The sequence below is a fragment of the Streptomyces sp. NPDC045022 genome, assembly GCF_056432605.1.
In genome coordinates this window covers 128987-154303 of record NZ_JBWKIR010000019.1, presented here as the reverse complement: position 1 = coordinate 154303, position 25317 = coordinate 128987, and the positions used below count along the sequence as shown (strand labels likewise).

Below are 25317 nucleotides of genomic sequence, written 5' to 3'. Positions count from 1 at the left end.
CCTGCCCTTACAACGGCTAACACAAAGAGATGGATCGACCGTGATGGCCGTGCCTGGGGAGGGAGGTGAACGTTCGGTCAGGCGTGGGGATCGCCGTGGATCGTGTCGAATGAGTTGTGGGACGTCTGGAACCGTTGCTGCCACAGCGTGAGCGGCGCATTCGCCATCCCGGATGCAAGCCGTTGCCGGACCGGGATGTGCTGTGCGCGATCTTGTACGTCCTGCACACCGGCATCCAGTGGGGGGTACCTCCCACGACTCCCTGGGGCGGCTACCCCGGAGGCAGCGCGCGCTCCCTGCGGTTGCGCTTCTCCATAGCCGCGCCCACCCAGATGCACCAGGTGACGCAGCCGGCCAGGAGGAGGAAATAGGTCATAAATCCGATGCCGTCGCCGACGAGCCACAGCACCAGTGCGGGGGGCCCGAAAACGATCAGCGGGCCAATGACCCACCAGGTCAGATAGGTGCGCAGTATCTCTCCACCGACGAGCGGCGTCTCCTCGTGCACCGCGTAGTGGGTGACCGAGGTACTGCCGTTTCCGAACTGCGTGTAGGACGAGTCGCCGACGGTCAGGCGATGCCGACGCAAGGGGATCACCGGCAGAAAGAGCAGCACGGCCCACTGGGTGGCGTGGTGACTGCCGTCACGATTCGGGTAGCTGAAGCCCCGATACGTGGTGCCGAATCCGTTCCAGGTCGACATCCTTCGCAGCCCCCTCGCCGTCGTTGGCCTGAACTGTCTCACGTCTGGCGGACTTTGGGCATCGGATCAGACGTGATCCGTACGTCGTCGTCATGGATGCTGCTCGGACTGCCTCGGCGAGCGTGGGCGCGAGTGCGGCCAGGAGTTCGACGGTCTCGGTGACGTACCGGTAGACGGTCGTGGTTCCGATACCGAATCCGACCGGGGCTGGGCGTAGGGCTGGCCGTTCCGGAGATGAATGAGATCAGTACCCCATGTGTACTACTCCCTTTTCGAGGGCTCAGGAGGCGTCGGCGAGCGGCCCCTGGGGTGCCATGGAGTGTTGATATTACGGTGTGGTGCCGACGGTCTTACGGAGTGGCAACGGCTGAGCCGGCGACGCCGAGTACCACCACGCCTATGCCAACGCCGGTAGCGATACCCTTACCGATCTCACCAGCGGTGTCCCGGTCGACTTCCAGGCCGCTAACCGAGCCGTCTGCGTCAACATACGTGCCGGTGACCACGGGCGCGGTCCGGGCGGTACTACTGAAGCTGGCCGGCGTCGGGGGGCCGCGGTCGATACGCCACACCGATATGCAGCGAAGGCCGTCCTCGTGCTGCACCACGTATCGGCGTGAGATTGGAAAACGCTCACTGCGGCTCCGCCAGATGGCAAGGTCCTTCTCGCACCTTCCGGCTGGGCGTACGGCTACGCACGTGTCCTCCTCACCGGCCAGATCGGCGGGCCTTACGTCCGGTGTGGGGTGGGCGTTAGGGTCGGGGAGATCTTGGGCGGGACGACGGGAGTTGGGGGCAGGCATGGGTGGGACGGTCACGGCGGTCAGTAGTAATGGGGAGTACTCCTTCACCAAGCCCAACCGGGAGAGCATCACCTTGCTCGCCGGGCTCGGGGTGGAGGGGGACGTGCATGCCGGGGTGACCGTCAAGCATCGGTCTCGGGTCAAGCAGGATCCGACTCAGCCGAATCTCCGGCAGGTGCACCTCATTCATGAGGAGTTGTTCGACGAGGTCGTGGGTGCCGGGTTCCGGGTGGGGCCCGGGGAGCTTGGCGAGAACATCACCACCCGCGGGATCGATCTGCACGGGCTGCCCACGGGAGCGCTGCTGCGGATCGGGGACGAGGCCGTCGTCGAGGTGACCGGACGGCGGAATCCCTGCGCGCAGATCGACGACTTCCAGCAGGGGCTGCTGAAGCAGGTCGTGGGGCGCGCGGAGGACGGCCAGGTCACCTACAAGAGCGGGATCATGAGTGTGGTCCTGGTGGGAGGTGTTGTGCGGCCCGGTGATGCGATCCGGGTCGAGCTTCCCGCGGGGCCTCATCGGGCGCTTGAGCGAGTTTGATCTCGGGGGTGTGTGGTTGTGGCCGCGCTTGTCTACTTCGAGAGGGACCCCGAACGGCCGGGAGGTGTTTGCTACTCCTTCGGTCCGGATCCGGCCGAGATGGACCGCCGGCTGTGCATGGACACGGTGACCCGCTCCTCGAAGCCGCTCGACGGTGCCGTCGACCACCTGTTCCTCCAGGCCTCGCGGAAGATCAACTCACTGTATGAGGAGAGGGGCAGCTGGCCCGAGCGGGGAATGAGCGCGAGCTGACCGTGTGCCGAGATGCGGCATCGCCGGGGGCAGGTGGGGTGGTGCCCGGCTGGTTGACGCGCAGCCCCGGTCCGACAGCGCGGGCGGGCGCCGCCAGGGGGTGTGCGGCGCCCGGTGCCATGGGTTCGGGGTCAGGCCGTCGCCGCCAGGTCCGCTCGGCCGAACAGGAGGGCGTAGCCCGGGGGGAGTTGGGCGAGGAGGCGGTTGGTCAGGGGGTCGCCGATCCTGTCCGCCAGGACGCCGAGCACCGAGCTGACGTCCCAGCGGGCCGTCGCGGGGGTCGAGCCCTCGATGCGGGTCGCCACCGACTCGACGAACTCGCGAGCGGTCACGCGGTGGGTTGCCGGAATCTGGGACGCGATCACGCGGCCCGCCTCCCGGGGGAGGGCCTGGGCGAGGGATACCCGTTCCTCGCCGGTCACATGGCCGCCCAGAGCCGAGAGAACGATGCGGGTGACGCGCTCCGCCTCCGCCCTCGTCGCGTACTGCCCCGCCTCGCGTACCGCGTCCGTCAGCTCCAGCCAGCCGACGTCCTCGGCCATGTCAGGGGCGGCGGGGCGCAGGGACGGGGACGGGGCGGGGATGGTCGTTCTCGGCTGCGGGGTCGTCACGGTCATCGTGCTGGCTCCTCCTCCGGACACGTCGGGACACCGGAAGCCCGGTACCCCGTAATGCAGCGGGTATGAGCGGGAGTTCGGCCAATGTGCGGCATGTGGTGTGCTGCGGCCTGTGGGGTGGGTTCTGGTCGCGGTGGGACTGAACCCCGCCGTGACGCGAGCGTCGTGACGCGTAGGTCTCGTCGTGGGTCACGATGCTCGTCGCGGGGCGGCGGGACTCCCGGTGCGTGCGCAGCGGCGCGTCCCGGTCCCGCTCGGGCCCGGGACGCGTGGCTGGGATCAGCGGTCGCGGGGCGGCCGGTCAGCCGCTGAGCTGCTTGCGCTCGCCCTGGCCGCCGCTGATCTGGATACGGCGTGGCTTCGCCTGTTCGGCCACCGGGATGCGCAGGGTCAGGACGCCGGCCTCGTACGAGGCGTCGATGCGGTCCGTGTCGAGGGTCTCGCCGAGGAACAGCTGGCGGGTGAAGGTGCCCGTGGGCCGTTCGGCGAGCAGCATCTCCGCACCTTCGGGGGCGGGGTTGCGGCGCTCGGCTCGGACGTTGAGGACGTTGCGCTCGACGTCCAGCTCGATCGTCTCGGGGTCGATGCCGGGCAGGTCGAAGTGGACCAGGAAGTCGTCGCCGGCGCGGTAGGCGTCCATCGGCATGGCGGACGTGCGGGCGGTGTTGCCGAAGACCTGCTGCGCGAGGCGGTCGAAGTCGCGGAACGGGTCCGTGCGCATGAGCATCACGGGTCACTCCTCTCTTCTGGGACTGGGTGCGATGCCCTACGACTTCTTATATAGCTCGCCGGTAGAAACTTGACAAGCCTCGACTCAGGTTCGGGTGACGGCCCGACCTGCGAGTTAGCCTCGATTCGGACCTCGGGGCAGACAGCAGACACGGGGATTACGAGGAGGCACTCATGGCCAAGGTTCCCAGCGCGGTCGTCGCCGCCGGTGGGCTCGTCGGCGGTTACGGCGTCGCCCGCTGGACGAGGAAGCGGCAGCTCGGCGGGGCCGTTCTGGCCGTCGCGGGCACCGCCGCGGCGCAGCAGTGGCGCAAGCAGGCGGGCGGGAAGGCCGCGGGCGCGCTGACCGCCGCGTACGTCGCCGCGTTCGCCGGGTCGCACCCGCTGGCGAAGAAGGTCGGCGCCTGGCCGTCCGTCCTCGGCGTCGCCGGCGCCGTCGCCCTCGCCTCCTGGGCCGTCGCCGACCGCAAGGCCTGAGCAGCCGGCACAGCAGCCGGCACAGCAGCCGGCACAACCGGACGACCGCGGGACCCCGGACGCCCGGATCCAGGCGCCGGGAGCCCGGTTGCCCGGGAGCCCAGTGACCCGGATCCCGGGCGCCTCGATCTCGGGCGCCTGGATCTCGGGCCCCTGGATCTCGGGCCCCTGGTCTCGGACTCCAAGGTCCGGACTCCCGGATCTCGGACTCCAGGCTCCGGACTCCCGGGTCCCGGACTCTACGACCCCACCGTCTCCCCCGCCCGGAACGCCCTCCGATAGGCCTGCGGACTCGTTCCGGCCACCCGGCGGAAGCGTTCCCGGAAAGCCGTCGGGGAGCCGAAACCGGCCTGTGCGGCGATCCGCTCCACCGGGTACGGCGTCGTCTCCAGCAGGTACTGGGCCCGCCGTACCCGCGCCCGGTGCAGCCACTGCAGCGGTGTCGTGCCGGTCTGCTCGCGGAAGCGGCGGTTGAGGGTGCGGGTGCTCATGCCGGCCCGCGCCGCGATCTCGTCCAGCGTCAGATCACGGTTGCAGTGGTCCTCCAGCCAGGCCAGCACGGGCTCCAGGGTCGCTCCGGCGGAGGCCGGGGGCAGGTCGTGGACGATGAACTGCGCCTGTCCGCCCTCCCGTTCGAGCGGCATCACCGACATCCGGGCCGCGTGCGTGGCGACCGCCGAGCCGAAGTCCCTGCGGATCATGTGCAGGCACATGTCCAGTGCCGCGGCCGCGCCCGCCGAGGTGAGGAACTGGCTGTTGTCGACGTACAGGACGTTCGGGTCGACGGTCACCTCCGGGTGGCGCTCGGCCAGGTCCGGGGCCGCGATCCAGTGGGTCGCCGCGCGCAGGCCGTCCAGCAGGCCCGTCGCCGCGAAGAGGAACGCGCCGACGCAGATGGAGGCGATGCGCGTACCGTTCGCCGCCGCCGCGCAGAGGGCTTCCGCGACGCCGGGCGGCAGCGCCCGTGACGGTTCCGCGACCCCCGGCAGGATGATCGTGTCGGCCTCGGCGAGCGTGTCGAGGCCGTAGGGCGCCCGCACCGTGAAGGCGCCCGCGCTCACCTCCTCGCGCACCGAGCACACCCGCACCCGGTACGGCACCCGGCCGTCGGGCAACCGCGCCCAGCCGAAGGTGTCGATGGGGGCGGACAGATCGAACGGGATGACCCCGTCCAGCGCCAGTACGGCCACGGTGTGCATGGCGGGATCGTAGGCCTGCGACGGATCACCGCCGACGGCACCCCTCAGGGGAGCAGCAGCTCACAGCCACTGAAGAACGCCTGGCGAGAATCCGTCGGCCCCTGGCACTCCCGCCACTTCTGCGAGAACCCCCGCCCGCCTACCGTCACCGCCGTGACCAAGTTCCTCCTCGCCGTCCACGTCCTCGCCGCGATCGTCACCGTCGGACCCGTCACCGTCGCCGCGAGCATGTTCCCGCCCACCGCGCGCCGCGCCCTCACCGCCCCCGACGATGCCGGTGCCACCGGCACCCTCCGGCTGCTCTACCGGATCTGCCGGGTGTACGCCGTCGTCGGCGTCGTCGTCCCGGTCTTCGGCTTCGCCACCGCGAGCCGGATGGGCGTGCTAGGCAGCGCCTGGCTGATCGTGTCCATCGCGCTGACGGCCCTCGCCGCCCTCGTCCTCGGGGCGCTGGTGCTGCCGGTCCAGACCGCGTTCGTGGAGGGCGGCGGTACGGTCCGGCAGACCGCGCGGCTCGCGATGTTCACCGGGTTGTTCAACCTGCTGTGGGCCACCGTGACGATCCTGATGATCGTCCGGCCGGGCTCCACGACAGGCGCCTGACGGGGTCGCCGGCCGCTCCGGCAGGCACCACACAAGCACGGCCGCTCCGGCAGGCACCACACAAGCACGGCCGCTCCGACCGGCGCCCGGCGCTTTCGACCTGCTCCGACAGGCGCCTGACGGTCACGGCCGCTCCGTCAGGCGCCCGGCGACCACGAGGTGGTCCGACAGGCGCCTGACGGTTACCGCCTACTTCCGCAGGCGCCCGGCGGTTACGGCCTGCTCGATGCCGGCGGCGGCCCCTGGGTGTTCCCCTGGGCGCCTGTGCCCGCGCTCGTGCCCGTGCCCACGCTCGCGCCCCCGCCCGGCGTCCGGCGGGACGGACGGGCGCTCTTCGTGGCCGCCTTGGCCCGGCTCGCCGCCGCCGTCAGCGGGCGGGCGATGTCCTCCAGGGAACGGCGCTCCGCCGGTACCGCGAGGACCGCCGCGACCAGGCCGGCGACGCACATCAGAGCCGCGCCGATCGAGAAGGCGAGGACCGTGTCACCGACCTTCCCGGTGTCCGTGAGGTGGGCGAACAGCAGCGGGCCGCTGATGCCGCCGGCCGCGGTACCGAGGGCGTAGAAGAAGGCGATGGACATCGCCCGCGTCTCCATCGGGAAGATCTCCGACACCGTCAGATAGGCGCTGGAAGCACCCGCGGAGGCGAAGAACAGCACCGCGCACCAGCAGGCGGTGAGCGTGCCCGCGCTGAGCGAACCCCGGTCGAACAGCCAGGCCGTGCCGAACAGCAACAGGCCGGAGAGCAGGTACGTCGACGAGATCATGACCCGGCGGCCGACCGTGTCGAACAGCTTGCCGAGCAGCAGCGGACCGCAGAAGTTGCCGACCGCGATCACCGCGAAGTAATAGCCGGTGTGGCCGGACGGCACGTCGAAGAACTTGGTCAGGATCGCGCCGAAGCCGAAGGTGATCGCGTTGTACAGGAACGCCTGGCCGATGAAGAGGGAGAAGCCGAGCACGGCGCGCTTGCGGTACTGGCCGAAGACCGTTCGGGCGATCTCCAGGAAACTCACGCTCTTGCGCTGGTGGATCTCCAGCTCGCCCTGCGGCTCGGGGAGCGGTTCGCCCTTCTCCGCCTCGATCTGCCGCTCGATGCCGGAGACGATCTCCTCCGCCTCCCGGTCCCGGCCGTGGATCAGCAACCAGCGTGGGCTTTCGGGGACGTGCCGTCGTACGAGCAGGATGACCAGGGCGAGGACGGTGCCCAGAGCGAAGGTCAGCCGCCAGCCGACGTTCTTCGCGAGCAGGTCGGTGTCGAGCGCGACGATCGACAGCAGCGAACCGCCGACCGCGCCCAGCCAGAAACTGCCGTTGATGATCAGGTCCACCCGGCCGCGGTAGTTCGCCGGGATCAGCTCGTCGATCGCGGAGTTGATCGCCGCGTACTCGCCGCCGATGCCGAAGCCGGTCAGGAAGCGGAACAGGAAGAACCACCAGGCTTCCCAGGACACGGCCGTCAGCGCGGTCGCCGCCAGGTACACCGCCAGGGTGATCATGAAGAGCTTCTTGCGGCCGAAGCGGTCCGTCAGGCGGCCCCAGAACAGGGCGCCGAAGCAGGCGCCGGCCACATACAGCGCGGCCGCGACACCGGTGACCTGCCCGGAGGTGATCGACAGACCGCTGCCGGGCTCGGCCAGCCGGCTCGCGATGTTGCCGACGACCGTGACTTCCAGGCCGTCGAGGATCCACACGGTCCCCAGGCCGATGACGATCGTCCAGTGCCAGCGGGACCAGGGCAGGCGGTCGAGCCGGGCGGGGATACGCGTGGTGATGGTCCGGCCGGTCTCCGGAGACGGTGCCTCGGCTGTGGTCATGGGCTCCCTCCTCGTCGAAGGACGTCCCCTCATGGGCGAGGGGACGGCAAGACGGGTGCCCGTGTCCTGCGGTTTCAGGCCCACCGTGCAGCCGGGTCAGGGGTGACAGGACTCCACGGCTCACGTGACTCACGCCGCTCGCGTGGCTCACGCGCCACCCCCTCACCCACTCACCACCCGCGAGACCGCATAGATCACCAGCCCCGCCAGTGACCCGACCACCGTGCCGTTGATCCGGATGAACTGCAGGTCGCGGCCGATGTGGGCCTCGATCTTGCGCGTCGTGTGCTCGGCGTCCCAGCCCGCCACCGTGTCGGTGATCAGCGAGGTGATCTCCTTGCGGTAGGTCGTCACGACGTGCACCGCCGCGCCCTCCACCCAGCTGTCGACCTTGTCCTGCACCTTCGGCTCGGTCGCCATCCGCGCGCCCAGGGACAGCAGCGCGGCCCGCACCCGTTGCCGCAGCTCGCTGTGCTCGTCGTCCGCGGCCGCCACGATCATGGACCGTACGGCCGTCCACGCGGAGGCGATCAGGTCCTGCACCTCGCCCCGGCCCAGCACCTCGCCCTTGAGCCGCTCCACCCGCGCCCGCGTGTCCGTGTCGGACTGCAGGTCGGAGGCGAAGTCCGTGAGGAACCGGTCCAGCGCCCCGCGCGCCGGATGGGAGGGCATGTCCCGCATCTCGGTGACGAACCGCAGCAGCTCCTTGTAGACCCGCTCGCCGACCTTCTTGTCGACGAACCGCGGGGTCCAGCCGGGCGCGCCCCCCTCCACGGCGACCATCACGTCGTCCCGGTGCAGCACCAGCCAGTCGTGCGCGCGGGCCACCACCAGATCCACCACCCGTTTGTGCCCGCCGTCCGCGACGACCTTCTCCAGCATCTTGCCGATGCCCGGAGCGATCTCCTGCGCGTCCGCGCGCCGCGTGATCGCCTCGCCGACGACCGCCTGCACATCCGAGTCCCGCAGCACCGTCAGCGCGCCCCGCAGCGCGGTCGCCAGCTCGGCCGTCACCCGGTCCGCGTGCTCCGGCTCCGCCAGCCAGGCACCCAGCCGGCTGCCGATGCCGACCGCGCGCAGCCGCTGCCGTACGACGTCCTGGGACAGGAAGTTCTCGCCGACGAACTCGCCCAGCGAGACGCCCAGCTGGTCCTTCTTGGTGGGGATGATCGCGGTGTGCGGGATGGGCAGCCCCAGCGGGTGCCGGAACAGGGCAGTGACCGCGAACCAGTCCGCCAGCGCGCCCACCATGCCTGCCTCGGCGGCCGCGGCCACATAGCGCGCCCACGCCCCGGCGCCCTCGTGCGAGGCCAGCTCGGCCAGGACGTAGACCACCGCCACGAACAGCAGCATCCCGGTCGCCGTGAGCTTCATGCGCCGCACCCCGCGCCGGCGCTCCTCGTCGGCCGGGGTGAAGGCCGTCATGGTCCGGTACGACGCCACGCGCGCCGCGGCAGCAGTACCCGGGCCAGTCGTACCCGGTACTCCCCTCCCCCGTGCTCCCGTTCCCGGTGTTCCCGTCTCGGTAGGTTCCATCAGCTCCACCCGTTCGGTGATCCCGCACACAATTGTCCCTTCCTGACCGACTCCCGGAACGAAACAGGAGTTCCCGGCGTCTGACTGGAAGGGGGTTTTGGGCAGGGCCCTGTCAGACCTCTCCAGTCCATGACGCATCATGGACTCATCGGATCGGAGCCTCGGGCTCCCATCTCCCGAGGAGAACAACAACAGCGTGACCAAGCGTCATGGTTATGCAGTACTGGGCGCGCTCGTCGCACTCGTCATCGCACTGTCCGCCGTCATATACGTCACCGTGGCGGCCGACGACGGCACCCCCGGCACCCTCGCCGACAACCGTCCCCACCACGACTCCGCCGCCGCTCCCGCCTCCACCGGCACCTGGGTCGGTTCCTGGTCCACCGCGCCCGTCGGCGGCGAGCCGGGCACCGAGGCCGCCGGCATGGCGGGCCGCTCCGTCCGCAACGTCGTCCACGCGGGCACCGGCGGTACGAGTGCCCGGATCACGCTGTCCAATCTCTACGGCCAGTCACCGCTGACCATCACGCACGCCTCCCTCGCCCTCTCGGCGGGCGACGGCACGGCCGCCGCCGACGCGACCACGATGCGGCGTCTCACCTTCGACGGCGGCACCGGTGTCGTCATCCCCGCCGGCGGACAGGTCGTCAGCGACGCCGTACGCGTGGTCGTCCCGCGCGACAGTGACGTGCTGGTCACCACCTACTCCCCCACCCCGTCCGGCCCGGTCACCTACCACCCGCGCGCCCGGCAGGTCTCCTACGTCGCCACCGGCGACCGCACCGAGGACTCCACCGGCACGCCGTACGCCCAACAGACCCTGTACTGGCGCTATCTGACGGCCCTGGACGTCCTCAGCAACGAGGCCTACGGCACCGTCGTCGCCTTCGGCGACTCCCTCACCGACGGCGTCACCTCCAGCGTCGGCGCCAACCACCGCTGGCCGGACATCCTCGCCGGGCGGCTGCGCACCGCCCTCGTCGGCGGGCAGCGGCTGCCCCGCTACAGCGTCGTGAACGAGGGCATCAGCGGCAACCAGGTCCTCGCCGACGGCCTCGGACGGCCCGCCGAGAACCAGAGCGGCCTCGGCCGCTTCGGCCGCGACGCGCTCTCCCGCACCAACGTCAAGGTCGTCGTCATCGACCTCGGCATCAACGACATCCTGCGCAACCCCGGGCTCGCCGACCCGGGCCGCATCTCCGACGGTCTGCGCACCCTCGTCCGCCAGGCCCACGCGCGCGGCCTGAAGGTCGTCGGCGCCACCCTGATGCCCTTCGAGGGCCACCGCGGCTGCACCCCGGCCCGCGAGGCGGTGCGGCAGCGGGTCAACGCGCAGATCCGGGCCGGTCGTGTGTACGACGCGGTCGTCGACTTCGACAAGGCCCTGCGCGACCCGTACGACCCCCGCCGCCTGCGCCCCGCGTACGACTCCGGCGACCACCTGCACCCCAGCGACCTGGGCTACGCCAGGATGGCCGGTGTCTTCGACCTGACCACCCTCGCGGGCGCGGGCCAGGCGGAGCTGTAGCGCGGGGGCGAGGAATACTGGCGGGCATGACCCGCTTGATCCTCGCCACCCGCAACGCCGGAAAGATCACCGAACTCAGGGCGATCCTCGCCGCAGCAGGCCTGCCGCACGAGCTGATCGGTGCCGACGCCTACCCCGACGTCCCCGACGTCAAGGAAACCGGCGTCACGTTCGCCGAGAACGCGCTGCTCAAGGCACACGCCCTCGCCCAGGCGACGGGCCTGCCCGCCGTCGCCGACGACTCCGGTCTCTGCGTCGACGTCCTGAACGGCGCCCCGGGCATCTTCTCCGCCCGCTGGGCCGGCCGCCACGGCGACGACAAGGCCAACCTGGACCTGCTCCTCGCCCAGCTCTCCGACATCGCGGAGGAACACCGGGGCGCCCACTTCGCCTGCGCGGCGGCGCTGGCCCTGCCGGACGGCACGGAACGGGTGGTGGAGGGACAGCTGCGGGGCGTCCTGCGGCATGCGCCCGTCGGCACGAACGGCTTCGGCTACGACCCGATCCTCCAGCCGGAGGGCGAGAGCCGGACCTGCGCCGAGCTGAGCCCCGGGGAGAAGAACGCGATCAGCCACCGGGGGAAGGCGTTCCGGGCGCTGGTGCCGGTGGTCCGGGAGCTGCTCGGCTGAACGCCGGCAGCTGAACTGCGGTGCGGCCGGAGGGACTCGAACCCTCACGGGAGTTACCCCACTGGGACCTAAACCCAGCGTGACTGCCAATTCCACCACGGCCGCCTGGTGCTGCCCGGCCATGCTAGCGGCCGGGCAGCGGACTCAGATGCCCAGATCCTTGATGATCTTGGCTACATGGCCGGTGGCCTTCACGTTGTACAGGGCGCGTTCGACCTTGCCCTCCTCGTCCACGACGACCGTGGAGCGGATGACGCCGACGACCGTCTTGCCGTAGAGCTTCTTCTCGCCGAAGGCGCCGTAGGACTCGAGGACCTTCTTGTCCGGGTCGGCGAGCAGCCTGACCTTCAGGGACTCCTTCTCGCGGAACTTGGCGAGCTTCTCCGGCTTGTCCGGGGAGATGCCGATGACGTCGTAGCCGGCACCGGCGAGGACCTCCAGGTTGTCCGTGAAGTCGCAGGCCTGCTTGGTGCAGCCCGGAGTGAGGGCGGCGGGGTAGAAGTAGACGATGGTCCTGCGGCCCTTGTGGTCCGACAGGGAGACCTCGTTGCCGTCGGCGTCGGGGAGGGTGAAGGCGGGGGCCACGTCACCCGGCTGGAGTCGCTCGCTCATCGGGCCAGCGTAACCGGGGGGCCTTGCGGTGCGGCGCGGCGATGAGCTGACAGACTGTTCGGAACAGCATCAGGAGACTTCGGAGGCCGTACGGTGGCGGACACGTCGGACACCAGAACCCCGGCGCAGATCGAGGCGGACATCAGGCGCCGCCGCGAAGTGCTGGCCGAGACGCTCGACGAGATCGGGGTGCGCGTGCATCCCAAGACCATCGTCGGGGACGCGAAGGCCAAGGTGGTCGCGAACATCGATCACACCGTCGGGCGGGCGTATGTGCAGGTCAATCGGGCGGTGACCGAGCTGCGGGCGCGGTTCGTGGACGACGAGGGGGCACCCCGGCTGGAGCGGGTGGTGCCGGTCGCGCTCGTCGTCGTCGGGGTCGTGGGTCTGGTCGCGTTCGGGTCCCGGCGGCGCAAGGACTGAGCCGGGCGGCCACCCGGGCACGTACAGACGCGGTGAAGACAGGTAGGTTCAAGGGTGTGAGCGCCAAGAGAAACGAGCACAGCACCCCCCAGCACGACAAGCTCCCCATCCGGATGCTGCACGACCGCGTTCTGGTCAAGCAGGAGACCGGTGAGGGTGAGCGGCGGTCGGGTGGGGGCATCCTGATTCCCGCCACCGCGGCGGTCGGGCGGCGGTTGGCGTGGGCCGGGGTCGTCGCGGTCGGCCAGAACGTACGGACCGTGGAGCCGGGCGACCGCGTCCTGTTCGACCCGGAGGACCGGGCCGAGGTCGAGGTGCGGGGCGTGGCGTACGTGCTCATGCGGGAGCGTGATCTGCACGCCGTCGCGGCCGACCGCTTCGAGGGGTCGGAGGACTCCACGGGGCTGTATCTCTGATCCAACCTCTGTATCGATGCCGAAGAGGGCCGGTGACCATCGTCACCGGCCCTCTTCCGCGTTGCTTTGCTATGTTCGGAAGGAGCCCGACGAGACGCGCCGTACCGGGCCGAAGGCAAAGACGACGCACCCCCGTCCGCCAGGAAGTCCCGGAGGTGTCTGTCATGGCCTGGGTTCTGCTCGTCGTCGCCGGTCTGCTGGAAGTCGGCTGGTCGATCGGGATGAAGTACAGCGAGGGTTTCACCCGGCTGGTCCCGAGTCTGTTCACCGGTGCCGGCATCGTCGCGAGCATGGTGCTGCTCTCGTACGCCGCGAGGTCCCTGCCCATCGGTACCGCCTACGGCGTCTGGGTGGGCATCGGGGCGGCCGGTGCGGCGGTGCTCGGCATGGTGGTGCTGGGTGAGCCGGTCACCGCCGCCCGGGTGTTCTTCGTGTGTCTGCTGCTGGTCGCCGTGGTGGGGCTGAAGGCGACCAGCGGTCACTGACGTCTCACCGCCGCCGGCCGGCTACTGGGGACCGCCGGCGCCCTGGGTGGTGCCGGTGTCGGTGCCGCCGCCGTCGGCGCCTCCGCCGTCCGGGCCCCCGCCTCCGGTGGCGGTGCCCCCGCCGGTCGTACCGCCGTCCGGGCCCCCGCCTCCGGTGGCGGTGTCCCCACCGGTCGTGGTGCCGTCGCCCGTGGTGGTCCCGCCGCCGGTCGTCGGGCCGCCGTCGGTGGTGGTCCCGCCGCCCGTGGTGGTCCCGCCGTCCGTCGTGGTCCCGCCGTCGGTCGGGGTGCCGCCGTTCGTCGGAGTGGCGGTCGCCCCGCCGCCGTTCTGCCCGCCGTCGGTGGTGCCGCCGTTGTCCTGGCCGCCCGTGCCGGGCTTGGCCGTGCCGGTGGCCGGGGGCTCCTGGATCTGGTCGGCGCCCTGCTGGAGCTGCAGGTCGAAGTCGGCGACCGGCTTGCCGTCCAGCGCCGCGCGCGTGTACTGGGCCCAGATCTGGGTGGGCGGACCACCGCCGTTCATACGGGGCTGGCCGAGGGTCCAGTACAGCGGCTTGTGCTTGGCCGTCACCGGGTCCTGGCCCATGACGGAGATCACCGTGGCCAGGTCGGGGGTGTAGCCGGCGAACCAGGCGGCGGTGTCGCTCTCGGCGGTACCGGTCTTGCCGGCCGCCGGCCGGCCCGCGGCCTGCGCGGCCGTGGCGGTGCCCTGGTCGACGACGCTCCGCAGCACGGACGTGGTGGTGTCGGCGGCCTCCCGGCTGACGGCCTGCTTGACCGGCTCGTGGGGCAGCCTGACGTCGACGCCGTCCTTGATGACCTTCTCGATCATCGTGTACGTGCCGTGCTTGCCGTGGTTGGCGAGCGTCGCGTACGCCTCCGTCATGTCGAGGACGCTGGCGTTCGCGGTGCCGAGGGCCATGGACGGGGACGGGTAGAGGTCCGGGGTGTCGGAGGGGATGCCGAGGTCGACCGCGGTCTGCTTGACCTTGTCGGGCCCGACGTCGGCGGCCATCTGGGCGTACACCGCGTTCACCGACAGGTCGGTGGCCTTGCGCACGGTGATCTCGCCGTACGACTTCTGGTCCTCGTTCTCCGGGGCGTAGGGCGTGCCGCTCCAGCCCTGGACGGGCCGCTGGTTGGTGCCGTCGTAGACGGTGTTCGGGGTGATCGTCCGGCCGTCCTGGGTGGTCGAGCCGTTCTCCACCGCCGACGTGAACACGAACGGCTTGAACGTGGAGCCGACCTGGAAGTCACCACGGGTCGCGCCGTTGGTGTACTGCTTCACGTAGTCGATGCCGCCGTACATCGCGACGACCTTGCCCGTCCTGGGGTCGATGGAGGCGCCGCCGGCCCGGACGTAGTTGTCGGCCTTGCGGTTCTTCTTGTCCAGCTTGGAGATCAGCTGGTCGTCGACCGCCTTGACGAAGGCGTCCTGCCTGTTCTTCTGGATGGTGGTCGTGATGCGGTAGCCGCCCGCCGCGAGCTGGTCGGCGTCGATGATGTTGTTGGTGGTCAGGTAGTGCTTGACCGCCTCTACGAGGTAGCCGCGCTGGCCGGACAGGCCGGTGGAGACCGTCTGCTCCTTCGGCATGGGGAACTTCAGGCCGGCGCGCTTGGACTCGCTGAGCCAGCCCTTGGTGACCATGCCGTCCAGGACGTAGTTCCAGCGGGCGACGGCCGCCTTCTTGTTCTCCGGGTGGGCGACGACGTCGTACTCGCTGGGCGCGTTGACGAGCGCGGCGAGGTAGGCGGCGCGGGCCGGGTCGAGGTCGGTGGCGTCCTTGCCGTAGTAGGCCTGGGCGGCGGCCTGGATGCCGTAGGCGTTGCGGCCGAAGAAGCTGGTGTTGAGGTAGCCCTCGAGGATCTCGTCCTTGGACTTCTGCCGGTCCAGCTTGATCGAGATGAAGAACTCCTTGGCCTTGCGGGTGACCGTCTGCTCCTGGGCCAGGTAGTAGTTCTTCACGTACTGCTGGGTGATCGTGGAGCCGGACTGCTTGCCCTTGCCGGTCGCGGTGTTCCAGCCGGCGCGGAGCATGGCCTTGGGGTCGACGGCCGACTCGGTGTAGAAGTCGCGGTCCTCGGCGGCCAGAACGGCGTGCTGGGCGTCCTTGGAGATCTGGGCGAGGCCCACGCTCTCGCGGTTGATGATGCCGTCGCGGGCCAGCTGGGAGCCGTCGGCGTAGAGGTAGACGTTGCTCTGCTTCATCGCGAGGGCGTTGGCCGACGGGATCTTGACCATCGAGTAGCCGAGGAAGAACAGGCCGATGATCAGGAGTATCCCGATCACGAAGGTGCCGAGCAGCATGCGCCAGGTGGGGAGGAGCCGCCGCCAGCCGGTGCGCTTGGGCCGCTTGGGCTTCCTGCCCTTCCCGCCGCCCGCGGGGGCCGAACCGTCCGAGGCGGAGGCGAGTGCGGTGGTGTCCTGCCGGGTGTTCGCCCCGGAGACCTGCTGGTCCCCACGGTCTCCCTTGCGCCCGGCCCCGGTACGGCCTCCCGCACCGACCGCGCCCACGGCCCCCGCGGAGGCGGCCTGGGCAGCGACGGACCCGGCACCGACAGCACCGGCGGCACGGGCGGCCCCGCTCGCTCCGGCGGCGGCTCCCGCGGCTCCGGCCGCCTGGGCAGCGCGGTTCGGGCCACCCGGACGGGGAACGGTCGTCCGGGGCGTACGGCCGGTGGGGTTCGGCCCCGCCGCCGGGGAGGACGTGGCCCCCTTGCCGGGACCGCCCGGCTCACCTGCGCGGGGCGCGCTGACGCGCCGGAGAACCTGCGTGGTCTCGGGCGCGCCCTTCTCACCGGCACCCTGGTCCGGGCCGCCCGCCTTGCCGGGCTGGGGCCGACCGGGCGCACCGGACTGCGCCGACTGCGCGGAGGCCGACGAGGACGCCTGGGCCTCCGAAGTCCCCCGCGGCGGCGTGATGCGCCGAAGCACCTGGGTGCTCTCGGCCGACTGGGGCTTCCCGGAGGCGGCCGAGGCGCCCGTGACCCGCGACTCGTCCACGCCGGGGCGCTCGGCGGCACCGCCACGACCCTGGGCGCCCTTGGCCCCGCCGGAAGCCGAAGCACCACCGGAGGCCGCGTCTGCGCCGGACGCCGGGCGCCCGCCGCCCGTGGCAGCCCTACCGGTGGCCGAAGCCCCGCCGGAAGCTGCGCCCCCACCCGAAGCGCCACGGGCAACGGCCCCCGTGCCCGAGGCCTTGCCCGAAACCCCGCCCCCGTCCGAGGCCTTGCCCGGAGCCGCCGGCCTGCCCGAAGCCGCGTCTCCACCCGAGGCCTTGCCCGAGGACGCGGGCCTGCCCGAAGTCTTGCCCGACGGTGCGTCCCCGCCCGACGCCTTGCCCGAAGGTGCGGGACCGGCCGAAGCCCCGTCCGCACCCCGGCCCGCGCCGGAAACCGTCGTGGCGGTGTGGTCCGTGCGGGCCTCCTGGGCAGCCTGGCGTGCTCGGGCGATGGACGTCGTCCGGTCCTGGGCCGGGCGGTTCCAGGACTGCGGGCGGTCGTCCGGCCGGGTGGCCCCGGTGTCACCCGCGCGGGTGTTCGCGTCGCCGGCGCCCCGGGGCCGTGCCTGCGGCTCGCCCCCCTCGGCCTTCCCCGTTCCCTCGCCCCCCTCGGCGGCCGTCTCCGCGCGGCCCCCCGGGGTCCCGGGCCCTTGAGCCGGCAGCGGCTTTTCCGGTGCCACGCCTTCGTTCGGCTGCTGCGGCTGCGGCTCGTCGCTCATGTCGTGCACGGACTCCTGTTTCGCGTCGTACGTTCCCGTACGCCTCGTACGCCTTCTGCGCCCCCTGATTGAAGACTCTCGCACCTGGCATTCCGTTCCCGGATTCCGGCACGCTTCCGGCACGGATAATGCGTGGCCGGCCGCCGGGCCTCCGGACTAGGCTCCTGCGCTTCGGTGTCGAGCGGTCCGAGGAGGTCGACTGGCGTGGGCGCGGGACGGTTGTACGCGGCCGTCGCGATAGGGGGATTCAGACGGTACGCGACGTATCGGGCCGCCACTGCGGCAGGGGTGTTCACCAACACGGTGTTCGGGCTGATTCTCGTGTACACCTATCGCGCGCTGTGGGACGAGAAGCCCCACCTGGGCGGCTGGGATCAGCCGCAGGTCGTGACCTACGTGTGGCTGGGGCAGGCGTTCCTGTCGACGCTCGCGATCGGTGGTGGGGGCGTCGAGGGCGAGCTGATGGAACGCATCCGTACGGGGGACGTGGCGATCGACCTGTACCGGCCCGCCGACCTGCAGCTGTGGTGGCTGGCGGCGGACATGGGGCGGGCGTTCTTCCAGCTGCTGGGGCGGGGGCTGGTGCCCTTCGTCTTCGGCGCCCTGTGCTTTCCGGTGTATCTGCCGACCGACGCCGGCACCTGGGTCGCCTTCTTCGTCTCCGTGCTGCTGGCGATGCTCGTCGGGTTCGGGATCCGGTTCCTGCTGGCGCTCAGCGCGTTCTGGTTGCTGGACGGCACGGGTGTGTCGCAGATCTCATGGCTCGCCGGGTATTTCTGCTCGGGCATGCTGCTTCCGCTGAACGTCTTCCCGGGGGTGCTCGGAGAGGTCGTACGGGCCCTGCCGTGGTCCTCGCTGCTGCAGGCGCCGGCGGAGATCCTGCTGGGACACGCGGATCCGCTCGGCACGTATCTGTTCCAGGGGGCGTGGGCGGTGGTGCTGCTGGGCGCCGGGCGGCTGTTGCAGTCGGCGGCGACGCGGCGGGTGGTGGTCCAGGGTGGGTGAGCCCGGGCGGCTGGCGGAGGGCGTGCGCGCGTACCGGATGATCGCCGGGATGTGGATCCGGTCCACGATGGCCTATCGCGCCTCGTTCGTGATGACCACGTTCGGGAACTTCGCGGCGACGTTCTTCGACTTCGTCGCGATCATGCTGATGTTCTCCCGGGTGGACGCCCTCGGCGGCTGGTCGCTGCCGGAGGTGGCCTTCCTGTACGGCCTGTCCGGCACCTCGTTCGGGCTGGCCGACCTGGTGATCGGGTCGATGGAGCGGCTGGGGCGCCGGGTGCGCGACGGGACGCTGGACACCCTGCTGGTGCGTCCGGCGCCGGTGCTGGCGCAGGTGGCGGCCGACCGGTTCGCGCTCCGGCGGCTGGGCCGGGTGACGCAGGGCGCGCTCGTGCTGGGCTGGGCGGTGACCCGGCTCGACGTCGACTGGACGCCGCTGAAGCTGCTGCTGATGCCGGTGATGGTGGTGAGCGGAGGCGGGATCTTCTGCGCGGTCTTCGTGGCCGGGGCGGCCTTCCAGTTCCTGGCGCAGGACGCCTCGGAGGTGCAGAACGCCTTCACCTACGGCGGTACGACGCTGTTGCAGTATCCACCGTCGGTGTTCGCGAAGGAGCTGGTGCGCGGGGTGACCTTCGTGCTGCCGCTGGCCTTCGTCAACTGGCTGCCCGCCACCTATGTGCTGGGGCGGCCGTATCCGCTGGAGCTGCCGCAGTGGACGGCGTTCGCGTCCCCGTTGGTGGCGGTGGGGTGCTGTGCGCTGGCGGGGCTGGCCTGGCGGGCGGGACTTCGTTCGTATCGGAGCACAGGGAGCTAGCAGTGACGGACGGTGAGTTCATCGGGACCGGCGACGGCTTCATCGCGCTGGAGAACGTCGAGAAGGTCTTCGAGGTGCGCAGGAAGGCGGGGTTCCTCAAGCGGGAGCGGCGTGAGGTGCGGGCGGTGGACTCGCTCTCCTTCACCGTGGCGCGCGGTGAGATGGTCGGCTACATCGGGCCGAACGGTGCCGGGAAGTCGACGACGATCAAGATGCTGACCGGGATCCTGACGCCGAGCGCGGGGCTGCTGCGGGTCGCGGGCATCGACCCGTCCCGGGAGCGGAGGCGGCTGGCGCACCGGATCGGGGTGGTGTTCGGGCAGCGGACGACTCTGTGGTGGGACCTGCCGCTGATCGACTCGTACCGGCTGGCGCACCGCATGTACCGCATCCCGGACGTACGTTACCGGGAGAACCTGGACCGTCTGGTGGAACTGCTGGGGCTGGGCGACCTGTTGGACGTTCCGGTGCGGCAGCTGTCGTTGGGACAGCGGATGCGCGGGGACATCGCGGCGGCGCTGCTGCACGATCCGGAGGTGCTGTACCTGGACGAGCCGACGATCGGTCTGGACGTCGTGTCGAAGGCCAAGGTGCGGGGCTTCCTGCGGGAGTTGAACGACGAGCGCGGTACGACCGTGCTGTTGACCACGCACGATCTGCAGGACATCGAGCAGTTGTGTTCGCGGGTGATGGTGATCGACCACGGGCGGCTGATGTACGACGGTCCGCTCGCGGGGCTGCACGAGGCCGGGGAGAGCGAACGGACGCTGGTGGTGGATCTGGAGCGGGAGTTGGCTCCGGTGGAGGTGCCGTCGGCGCGGGTGGTGCGGGTGGAGGGGCCGCGGCAGTGGCTGGCGTTCCCCGCCGGGCAGTCCGCGGCGCCGCTGGTCGCGCATCTGGCGGCCCACTATCCCCTGGTGGACCTGTCGGTGCGGGAGCCGGACATCGAGGCCGTCATCGCCAAGATGTACGCGGAGAAGGCCGTCTCGTAGGCTGCTGTCATGACCGACGACGCAGTCCCGGATCTCCGGGCGTCCGACGCCGACCGTGAACGGGTGGCCGAGGTCCTGCGGGACGCTCTGGCCGAGGGCCGGCTCGACATGGAGGAGTTCGAGGAGCGGCTGGAGGCGGCGTACAAGGCGCGTACGTACGGCGAGCTGACGCCGCTCACCCGCGATCTGCCGGCGGCCGGTGCCGCGGCGGCGGCCACTTCCGTCTCCTTCGCCAAGGCACCGGCGGGGAGCGGCGGTTGGGCGGGCCGGATCGTCGGGGGTGAAGGCTCCTCGACCGGTGGGGTCGCGATCCTGTCGGGGTTCGAACGCAAGGGCCGCTGGACGGTGCCGAAGCGGTTCAACTGCTTCGCCTTCATGGGCGGCGGCGAGATCGACCTGCGGGAGGCGGACTTCGCGGACCGTGAGGTCGAGATCAACTGTGTGGCGATCATGGGCGGGGTCCAGGTCGTCGTACCGCCGGGAGTCGAGGTCGTCGTGCGCGGCATCGGTGTGATGGGCGCCTTCGAGCATCCGCGGGACGACGGCCCGCCCGAGCCGGGCGCCCCCCGGGTGGTCATCGGCGGGTTCGCGTTCTGGGCCGGGGTCGGCGTGGAGCGCAAGGTCACCCGGGCCGAGCGGCAGCGGTTGAGGGAGCAGCGCGGCCAGGAGCGGCTGGAGCGCAGGGAGTCCCGGCACGAGCTGCACCGGGCGCGCCGCGAGGGGCGCGGGCGGCGGCGGGACGCGGAGTACTGACTGTTCCCGGCCGCCGCGCAAGCGTCCTCTACGACGTGCAGACCTTGGTCAGTTCGCCGGCCGCGTCCGTGACCGGGCCGACATCCGGGGTCTCGTCGCCGTTCCTGATCGCCGTCCGGACGTTGTCGACGGCCTTGCGCAGGTCGTCGACCGCCTTGTTGACGTCGGTGTCGTCGGTCTTGTCGCCGATCTTCCCGAGGTTCTTCTCGATGGCGTCCAGGGATGCGTCGGCCTGGGCCGGGTCGTTCGCGGCGTTCTCCACGGCCTGCTGGAGGTCGGTGACGCTGTCGGCGATGGAGTCGGCGGTCTGGACGCAGTCCAGGGCCTTGTTCACGGCGTCGCAGCCGGTGGTGAGGCCGGCGGTGAGTGCGACGGCGGCCACGGCGGCGGCGATGGTGGTGACGCCGCGGCGTCGGCTGGCGGCCATGATGGTGGGTCCCTCCCCTGGTACGGCTGGCAGGGCGCACGGCGATGGGCCGCGCGCCCGTATCCCTAGGACGCCGGGGAGGGGGGTGCGGGTTGCCCGCGTGGACCGGGTGTCTTGGAGGTCCCTTTACTTCCCGAGCGTGGCTTCCAGGGCCGCGCGCTGGAAGGCGGCCAGCTCGGTGCAGCCGGTGACGGCGAGGTCGAGCAGGGCGTTCAGCTCCTCGCGGGCGAAGGGCTCGGCCTCGGCGGTGCCCTGGACCTCGACGAAGCGGCCGTCGCCGGTGCAGACGACGTTCATGTCGGTCTCGGCGCGCACGTCCTCCTCGTAGCACAGGTCGAGCAGGGGCACTTTGCCGACGATGCCGACCGAGACGGCGCTGACGGTTCCGGTCAGCGGCTGCCGGCCGGCTTTGATCAGCTTCCTGCCCTGGGCCCAGGCGACGGCGTCGGCCAGCGCCACATAGGCGCCGGTGATCGCCGCGGTGCGGGTGCCGCCGTCGGCCTGGAGGACGTCGCAGTCGAGGACGATGGTGTTCTCGCCGAGCGCCTTGTAGTCGATGACGGCGCGCAGGGAGCGGCCGATGAGCCGGGAGATCTCGTGGGTGCGGCCGCCGATCTTGCCCCTGACGGACTCGCGGTCGCCGCGGGTGTTGGTGGCGCGGGGCAGCATGGCGTACTCCGCGGTGACCCAGCCCTCTCCGCTGCCCTTGCGCCAGCGCGGGACGCCTTCGGTGACGGAGGCGGTGCAGAAGACCTTGGTGTCGCCGAAGGAGACGAGGACGGAGCCCTCGGCGTGCTTGCTCCATCCGCGTTCGATGGTGACCGGGCGGAGCTGTTCGGGGGTACGGCCGTCGATGCGAGACATGGCGACGAGCCTATCCGGAGTGATGGAAGGGGCTCCTCCCGTGGGGGGAAGAGCCCCTTACAGGTGAACCACGACGGCCACGGCAAGGTGGCCGGACCGGTTCACATCATGTCTTCGATCTCCGCGGCGATCGGGTCCGCGTCGGTGCCGATGACGACCTGGATGGCGGTTCCCATCTTGACGACGCCGTGGGCGCCGGCGGCCTTCAGGGCGGCGTCGTCGACCAGCGAGGGGTCGGAGACCTCGGTGCGCAGCCGGGTGATGCAGCCCTCGATCTCCTCGATGTTGTCGATGCCGCCGAGCCCGGCGACGATCTTCTCAGCCTTGCTGGCCATGTTGCTTCTCCCTGATCCGAAACCGCTTTGTCGCAGTAACCCACAGTTGGCCCACGTTCGCGAGCGGTCATGCCGGACGTGCCGGATGATGACGATCACGACAGCGGAACCGTCCGCCAACTGGTCTACACCACCGTGCGGACGGTCGCCAAACCGCGTCCGAGTCGAGTCGCCGGAGGACGCCCATGAGCGCCGAGAGCGCAGGGAGCACCGAGCACCCGGCCAGTCCGGCCCGGGAGCGCTGGAACCGGTGGTTCCAGGGCCTGCAGAAGATGGGCCGCAGCCTCCAGCTGCCCATCGCGGTGCTCCCGGCCGCGGGCATTCTGAACCGGCTGGGACAGCCGGACGTCTTCGGGGACGAGGGCCTGGGCTGGACCGACGTCTCGAAGGTGATGAAGGGCGCGGGGGGCGCGCTGCTCGACGGGTCCCTCGGTCTGCCCCTGCTGTTCTGCGTGGGCGTCGCGATCGGCATGGCGAAGAAGGCGGACGGCTCCACGGCGCTCGCGGCGGTGGCCGGGTTCCTCGTCTACTACGGCGTCCTGCACCAGTTCCCCCAGCAGTGCCCGGGCGGCTCGAAGACGGTCCCGGACATCGGCTGCCAGATCAGCGTCGGCGCGGGTGTCGGCGCGGTGACACCGTTCACCTTCCAGAATCCCGGGGTGTTCGGCGGCATCGTCATGGGCCTGCTGGCGGCCTTCCTCTGGGTCCGCTTCCACCGCACGAGACTGGTGGACTGGCTGGGCTTCTTCAACGGGCGCCGGCTCGTCCCCATCATCATGGCGTTCGTCGCCATCGTCTTCGCCGCCGTCTGTCTGTGGATCTGGCCGCCGATCGGCGCCGCCCTGGAGAGCTTCAGCCACTGGCTGCGGGACGCGGGCTCCTGGGGTGCCGGCATCTTCGGCGTCGCCAACCGGGCGCTGCTCGTCATCGGCCTGCACCAGTTCCTGAACGTGCCCATCTGGTTCCAGTTCGGCACCTACACACCACCGGGCGGCAAGCCCGTGCACGGCGACATCAACATGTTCCTCGCGGGCGACCCGAACGCCGGTCAGTTCACCTCGGGTTTCTTCCCGATCATGATGTTCGCGCTTCCGGCCGCCGCACTGGCGATCACGCACTGCGCGCGGCCGGAGCGCCGCAAGGAGATCGGCGGCCTGATGCTCTCGGTGGCACTGACCTCGTTCGTGACCGGCATCACCGAGCCGCTGGAGTACTCGTTCCTGTTCATCGCACCCGGGCTGTACGCCTTCCACGCGGTGTTCACCGGTGTGTCGATGGCGGTGACCTGGGCGCTCGGGGTGCATGACGGCTTCAGCTTCTCGGCCGGCCTGATCGACTACGTCATCAACTGGAACCTGGCGACGAAACCGTGGGCGATGATCCCGATCGGCCTGTGCTTCGCGGCCGTGTACTACGCGGTCTTCCGGTTCGCGATCACCAGGTTCGACCTGAGGACACCGGGGCGGGAGCCGGCGGAGGACGTCGAGGACGTCACAAAGACCTGACACGGCAAGGGAGTCGGGCCCTCGGACCGCCGGTCCGGGGGCCTTCGCCGTGCCTGCGCAGCGGCCCTTCGGCAGGCACGGCGCGTAGTGCCGCGGTAGCGGATCTGGCAGTTCCTCATACGGCCTTCATCGTGCTACAACAGGTCTACACCACTGAGTGGTGTAGACCAGAGACGCTGCCGTCCCCTTCCATGGTTCCCCGGGCGGCGCCTTGCCCAATGGAGGAAGTTGTGACCACGGCCAGCGCCGCTCCCGCGGCCGACCAGAAGAAGAAGGGCGCCGGCGCGATGGCTGTGCTGCAGCGTATCGGCCGCAGCCTGATGCTGCCGGTGGCCGTGCTGCCCGCCGCCGCCCTCCTGGTGCGCCTCGGCAACACCGACATGCTGGGACGTCCCTCCTTCCCGGCGTTCCTGACGAAGATCGCGTCCTTCATGGCGGCCGGCGGCAACGCGATCCTCGACAACATGGCGCTGCTGTTCGCCGTGGGCATCGCGATCGGTTTCGCGAAGAAGTCGGACGGCTCGACGGCCCTCGCGGCGGTCACCGGCTACCTGGTCTTCAAGAACGTCCTCGCCACGTTCACCGACAAGAACCTGCCGAAGGTGGCGACCGCCGTCGACGGCAAGGTCGTCATGCAGAACGCCCCGGTGGACGCCAAGGTCCTCGGCGGTGTGGTGATGGGCCTCGTGGTGGCCCTGCTCTACCAGCGCTTCTACCGCACCAAGCTGCCCGACTGGGCGGGCTTCTTCGGCGGCCGTCGTCTCGTCCCGATCCTGTCGGCCTTCGCCGGCCTCCTCATAGGCATCGTCTTCGGCTACATCTGGCCGGTCCTCGGCACCGGCCTGCACAACTTCGGCGAGTGGCTGGTCAAGTCGGGCGCGGTGGGCGCGGGCATCTTCGGTGTCGCCAACCGTGCGCTGATCCCGATCGGCATGCACCACCTGCTGAACTCGTTCCCGTGGTTCCAGGCGGGCGAATACCACGGCAAGAGCGGTGACATCGGGCGCTTCCTGGCCGGTGACCCGCACGCGGGCCAGTTCATGACCGGCTTCTTCCCGATCATGATGTTCGCCCTGCCGGCCGCCTGTCTGGCCATCGTGCACTGCGCCCGGCCCGAGCGCCGCAAGGTCGTCGGCGGCATGATGTTCTCGCTGGCCCTGACGTCCTTCGTCACCGGCGTCACCGAGCCCATCGAGTTCACCTTCATGTTCATCGCGCCGGTCCTGTACGCCATCCACGCGGTCCTCACCGGTGTCTCGCTGGCGCTGACCTGGGCGCTGGGCATGAAGGACGGCTTCGGGTTCTCGGCGGGCGCGGTCGACTTCGGGCTGAACCTGGGCATCGCGTCGAACCCGTGGGGCCTGGTCCTGGTCGGCCTGTGCTTCGCGGCCGTCTACTACGTGATCTTCCGCTTCGCGATCACCAGGTTCGATCTGCCCACGCCGGGCCGCGAGTCCGACGAGGAACTCGCGGAACTGCGGAAGGCCGAGGCGAAGTAGTCCGGCCCCGGACGCTTCGAAGGGCCCCGGAACCGA

General features: G+C 70.6%; 26 protein-coding genes, 1 tRNA gene, 2 pseudogenes and 1 riboswitch. Of the genes and pseudogenes, 16 read left to right on the top strand and 13 right to left on the bottom strand.

What is annotated here, in order from left to right:
- Nucleotides 1-53: 53 nt before the first annotated feature.
- Nucleotides 54-254: pseudogene (locus tag AC07C1_RS29005) on the top strand (transposase); the annotation flags it as partial.
- A 17-nt stretch (nt 255-271) separates the two neighbouring features.
- On the opposite strand, the gene AC07C1_RS29000 reads toward AC07C1_RS29005, so the two are convergent.
- Nucleotides 272-703: a hypothetical protein gene (locus tag AC07C1_RS29000; protein WP_478943691.1), complete on the bottom strand. Its 432-nt coding sequence runs from the start codon at nt 701-703 to the stop codon at nt 272-274.
- A gap of 94 nt (nt 704-797) precedes the next feature.
- Nucleotides 798-946, bottom strand: a pseudogene (locus AC07C1_RS28995) (transposase family protein); the annotation flags it as partial.
- A 558-nt stretch (nt 947-1504) separates the two neighbouring features.
- Here AC07C1_RS28995 and AC07C1_RS28990 point away from each other — a divergent pair.
- Nucleotides 1505-2047 carry an MOSC domain-containing protein gene (locus tag AC07C1_RS28990; protein ID WP_478943689.1) on the top strand — a complete coding sequence of 181 codons (543 nt, stop codon included), beginning with the start codon at nt 1505-1507 and terminating at the stop codon, nt 2045-2047.
- An 18-nt stretch (nt 2048-2065) separates the two neighbouring features.
- The gene (locus AC07C1_RS28985; RefSeq protein ID WP_478943687.1) at nt 2066-2299 is read left to right on the top strand and encodes a hypothetical protein; all 234 of its coding nucleotides are present in this window, start codon (nt 2066-2068) and stop codon (nt 2297-2299) included.
- A 131-nt stretch (nt 2300-2430) separates the two neighbouring features.
- Here AC07C1_RS28985 and AC07C1_RS28980 read toward each other — a convergent pair whose 3' ends face one another.
- Together AC07C1_RS28980 and AC07C1_RS28975 are read right to left on the bottom strand one after the other, a co-directional pair.
- A complete protein-coding gene (locus AC07C1_RS28980; RefSeq protein ID WP_478943685.1) occupies nt 2431-2916 on the bottom strand; it encodes a DUF2267 domain-containing protein in 486 nt (161 codons plus the stop codon).
- A gap of 301 nt (nt 2917-3217) precedes the next feature.
- Nucleotides 3218-3643 (bottom strand): Hsp20/alpha crystallin family protein, encoded by a 426-nt coding sequence (locus AC07C1_RS28975; RefSeq protein WP_478943684.1) that lies wholly within the window; start codon nt 3641-3643, stop codon nt 3218-3220.
- A 176-nt stretch (nt 3644-3819) separates the two neighbouring features.
- Here AC07C1_RS28975 and AC07C1_RS28970 point away from each other — a divergent pair, with 176 nt between their 5' ends.
- Entirely contained in the window at nt 3820-4122 is a 303-nt protein-coding gene (locus AC07C1_RS28970) for a hypothetical protein (RefSeq protein WP_478943682.1), read from the top strand.
- Nucleotides 4123-4361: 239 nt separating this feature from the next.
- On the opposite strand, the gene AC07C1_RS28965 is transcribed toward AC07C1_RS28970, so the two are convergent.
- Nucleotides 4362-5321 (bottom strand): GlxA family transcriptional regulator, encoded by a 960-nt coding sequence (locus AC07C1_RS28965; RefSeq protein WP_478943680.1) that lies wholly within the window; start codon nt 5319-5321, stop codon nt 4362-4364.
- Nucleotides 5322-5474: 153 nt separating this feature from the next.
- Between AC07C1_RS28965 and AC07C1_RS28960 the strand changes: the two genes are divergently transcribed.
- A complete protein-coding gene (locus AC07C1_RS28960) occupies nt 5475-5924 on the top strand; it encodes a hypothetical protein (protein ID WP_478943678.1) in 450 nt (149 codons plus the stop codon).
- A gap of 212 nt (nt 5925-6136) precedes the next feature.
- On the opposite strand, the gene AC07C1_RS28955 is transcribed toward AC07C1_RS28960, so the two are convergent.
- Both AC07C1_RS28955 and AC07C1_RS28950 read right to left on the bottom strand, forming a co-directional pair.
- Nucleotides 6137-7741 (bottom strand): MFS transporter, encoded by a 1605-nt coding sequence (locus AC07C1_RS28955; protein WP_478943677.1) that lies wholly within the window; start codon nt 7739-7741, stop codon nt 6137-6139.
- Between the two features lie 162 nt (nt 7742-7903).
- Nucleotides 7904-9277, bottom strand: coding sequence for a DUF445 domain-containing protein (locus AC07C1_RS28950; protein ID WP_478943675.1), 1374 nt, complete (start codon nt 9275-9277; stop codon nt 7904-7906).
- Between the two features lie 196 nt (nt 9278-9473).
- On the opposite strand from AC07C1_RS28950, the gene AC07C1_RS28945 reads away from it, so the two are divergent.
- Complete coding sequence (locus tag AC07C1_RS28945) at nt 9474-10805, top strand: SGNH/GDSL hydrolase family protein (protein ID WP_478943674.1); 1332 nt, start codon at nt 9474-9476, stop codon at nt 10803-10805.
- 26 nt (nt 10806-10831) lie between these two features.
- Nucleotides 10832-11434: an RdgB/HAM1 family non-canonical purine NTP pyrophosphatase gene (gene rdgB, locus AC07C1_RS28940; protein WP_478943672.1), complete on the top strand. Its 603-nt coding sequence runs from the start codon at nt 10832-10834 to the stop codon at nt 11432-11434.
- A gap of 21 nt (nt 11435-11455) precedes the next feature.
- Here rdgB and AC07C1_RS28935 read toward each other — a convergent pair.
- Nucleotides 11456-11539, bottom strand: a tRNA-Leu gene (locus AC07C1_RS28935).
- 39 nt (nt 11540-11578) lie between these two features.
- The gene (gene bcp / locus AC07C1_RS28930; RefSeq protein ID WP_478943671.1) at nt 11579-12046 is read right to left on the bottom strand and encodes a thioredoxin-dependent thiol peroxidase; all 468 of its coding nucleotides are present in this window, start codon (nt 12044-12046) and stop codon (nt 11579-11581) included.
- Nucleotides 12047-12139: 93 nt separating this feature from the next.
- On the opposite strand from bcp, the gene AC07C1_RS28925 reads away from it, so the two are divergent.
- From AC07C1_RS28925 to AC07C1_RS28915, 3 genes are all read left to right on the top strand, one after another.
- On the top strand, nt 12140-12469 hold the full coding sequence (locus AC07C1_RS28925; RefSeq protein ID WP_478943669.1) for a DUF3618 domain-containing protein: 330 nt from the start codon (nt 12140-12142) through the stop codon (nt 12467-12469).
- Between the two features lie 56 nt (nt 12470-12525).
- On the top strand, nt 12526-12885 hold the full coding sequence (locus AC07C1_RS28920; protein WP_478943668.1) for a GroES family chaperonin: 360 nt from the start codon (nt 12526-12528) through the stop codon (nt 12883-12885).
- Between the two features lie 63 nt (nt 12886-12948).
- A riboswitch (guanidine-III (ykkC-III) riboswitch) is annotated at nt 12949-13016 on the top strand.
- Nucleotides 13017-13049: 33 nt separating this feature from the next.
- Nucleotides 13050-13370: a DMT family transporter gene (locus tag AC07C1_RS28915; RefSeq protein ID WP_478943667.1), complete on the top strand. Its 321-nt coding sequence runs from the start codon at nt 13050-13052 to the stop codon at nt 13368-13370.
- Nucleotides 13371-13391: 21 nt separating this feature from the next.
- Here the strand turns inward: AC07C1_RS28915 and AC07C1_RS28910 are convergent, their stop codons facing one another.
- On the bottom strand, nt 13392-16301 hold the full coding sequence (locus AC07C1_RS28910) for a transglycosylase domain-containing protein (protein ID WP_478943703.1): 2910 nt from the start codon (nt 16299-16301) through the stop codon (nt 13392-13394).
- 990 nt (nt 16302-17291) lie between these two features.
- Here AC07C1_RS28910 and AC07C1_RS28905 point away from each other — a divergent pair.
- The 4 genes from AC07C1_RS28905 to AC07C1_RS28890 are packed head-to-tail and all read left to right on the top strand — an operon-like array spanning nt 17292 to nt 20651.
- A complete protein-coding gene (locus AC07C1_RS28905) occupies nt 17292-18092 on the top strand; it encodes an ABC transporter permease (RefSeq protein WP_478943665.1) in 801 nt (266 codons plus the stop codon).
- A 37-nt stretch (nt 18093-18129) separates the two neighbouring features.
- The gene (locus AC07C1_RS28900) at nt 18130-18906 is read left to right on the top strand and encodes an ABC transporter permease (protein ID WP_478943702.1); all 777 of its coding nucleotides are present in this window, start codon (nt 18130-18132) and stop codon (nt 18904-18906) included.
- Nucleotides 18907-18908: 2 nt separating this feature from the next.
- Nucleotides 18909-19898: an ABC transporter ATP-binding protein gene (locus AC07C1_RS28895; protein WP_478943663.1), complete on the top strand. Its 990-nt coding sequence runs from the start codon at nt 18909-18911 to the stop codon at nt 19896-19898.
- A gap of 9 nt (nt 19899-19907) precedes the next feature.
- The gene (locus AC07C1_RS28890; RefSeq protein WP_478943661.1) at nt 19908-20651 is read left to right on the top strand and encodes a DUF1707 SHOCT-like domain-containing protein; all 744 of its coding nucleotides are present in this window, start codon (nt 19908-19910) and stop codon (nt 20649-20651) included.
- 28 nt (nt 20652-20679) lie between these two features.
- Here AC07C1_RS28890 and AC07C1_RS28885 read toward each other — a convergent pair whose 3' ends face one another.
- The 3 genes from AC07C1_RS28885 to AC07C1_RS28875 form a co-directional block, all read right to left on the bottom strand.
- The gene (locus AC07C1_RS28885) at nt 20680-21078 is read right to left on the bottom strand and encodes a prefoldin domain-containing protein (protein WP_478943660.1); all 399 of its coding nucleotides are present in this window, start codon (nt 21076-21078) and stop codon (nt 20680-20682) included.
- A gap of 126 nt (nt 21079-21204) precedes the next feature.
- The gene (gene rph, locus AC07C1_RS28880; protein WP_478943659.1) at nt 21205-21942 is read right to left on the bottom strand and encodes a ribonuclease PH; all 738 of its coding nucleotides are present in this window, start codon (nt 21940-21942) and stop codon (nt 21205-21207) included.
- Nucleotides 21943-22043: 101 nt separating this feature from the next.
- Nucleotides 22044-22277 carry a PTS sugar transporter subunit IIB gene (locus AC07C1_RS28875; protein WP_366010034.1) on the bottom strand — a complete coding sequence of 78 codons (234 nt, stop codon included), beginning with the start codon at nt 22275-22277 and terminating at the stop codon, nt 22044-22046.
- 185 nt (nt 22278-22462) lie between these two features.
- Here AC07C1_RS28875 and AC07C1_RS28870 point away from each other — a divergent pair, with 185 nt between their 5' ends.
- Entirely contained in the window at nt 22463-23782 is a 1320-nt protein-coding gene (locus AC07C1_RS28870; RefSeq protein ID WP_478943656.1) for a PTS transporter subunit EIIC, read from the top strand.
- Nucleotides 23783-24012: 230 nt separating this feature from the next.
- Nucleotides 24013-25281: a PTS transporter subunit EIIC gene (locus tag AC07C1_RS28865; RefSeq protein WP_478943654.1), complete on the top strand. Its 1269-nt coding sequence runs from the start codon at nt 24013-24015 to the stop codon at nt 25279-25281.
- Nucleotides 25282-25317 lie beyond the last annotated feature (36 nt).

Excerpts from the sequence above, each read along its gene's own strand:
- rdgB (WP_478943672.1), top strand. The coding sequence starts at position 10,832 with ATGACCCGCTTGATCCTCGCCACCCGCAACGCCGGAAAGATCACCGAA.
- AC07C1_RS28890 (WP_478943661.1), top strand. The coding sequence starts at position 19,908 with ATGACCGACGACGCAGTCCCGGATCTCCGGGCGTCCGACGCCGACCGT.
- rph (WP_478943659.1), bottom strand. The coding sequence starts at position 21,942 with ATGTCTCGCATCGACGGCCGTACCCCCGAACAGCTCCGCCCGGTCACC.
- AC07C1_RS28955 (WP_478943677.1), bottom strand. The coding sequence starts at position 7,741 with ATGACCACAGCCGAGGCACCGTCTCCGGAGACCGGCCGGACCATCACC.
- AC07C1_RS28915 (WP_478943667.1), top strand. The coding sequence starts at position 13,050 with ATGGCCTGGGTTCTGCTCGTCGTCGCCGGTCTGCTGGAAGTCGGCTGG.
- AC07C1_RS28885 (WP_478943660.1), bottom strand. The coding sequence starts at position 21,078 with ATGGCCGCCAGCCGACGCCGCGGCGTCACCACCATCGCCGCCGCCGTG.
- AC07C1_RS28875 (WP_366010034.1), bottom strand. The coding sequence starts at position 22,277 with ATGGCCAGCAAGGCTGAGAAGATCGTCGCCGGGCTCGGCGGCATCGAC.
- AC07C1_RS29000 (WP_478943691.1), bottom strand. The coding sequence starts at position 703 with ATGTCGACCTGGAACGGATTCGGCACCACGTATCGGGGCTTCAGCTAC.
- AC07C1_RS28870 (WP_478943656.1), top strand. The coding sequence starts at position 22,463 with ATGAGCGCCGAGAGCGCAGGGAGCACCGAGCACCCGGCCAGTCCGGCC.
- AC07C1_RS28900 (WP_478943702.1), top strand. The coding sequence starts at position 18,130 with ATGATCGCCGGGATGTGGATCCGGTCCACGATGGCCTATCGCGCCTCG.
- AC07C1_RS28950 (WP_478943675.1), bottom strand. The coding sequence starts at position 9,277 with ATGGAACCTACCGAGACGGGAACACCGGGAACGGGAGCACGGGGGAGG.
- AC07C1_RS28990 (WP_478943689.1), top strand. The coding sequence starts at position 1,505 with ATGGGTGGGACGGTCACGGCGGTCAGTAGTAATGGGGAGTACTCCTTC.
- bcp (WP_478943671.1), bottom strand. The coding sequence starts at position 12,046 with ATGAGCGAGCGACTCCAGCCGGGTGACGTGGCCCCCGCCTTCACCCTC.
- AC07C1_RS28970 (WP_478943682.1), top strand. The coding sequence starts at position 3,820 with ATGGCCAAGGTTCCCAGCGCGGTCGTCGCCGCCGGTGGGCTCGTCGGC.
- AC07C1_RS28975 (WP_478943684.1), bottom strand. The coding sequence starts at position 3,643 with ATGCTCATGCGCACGGACCCGTTCCGCGACTTCGACCGCCTCGCGCAG.
- AC07C1_RS28965 (WP_478943680.1), bottom strand. The coding sequence starts at position 5,321 with ATGCACACCGTGGCCGTACTGGCGCTGGACGGGGTCATCCCGTTCGAT.
- AC07C1_RS28980 (WP_478943685.1), bottom strand. The coding sequence starts at position 2,916 with ATGACCGTGACGACCCCGCAGCCGAGAACGACCATCCCCGCCCCGTCC.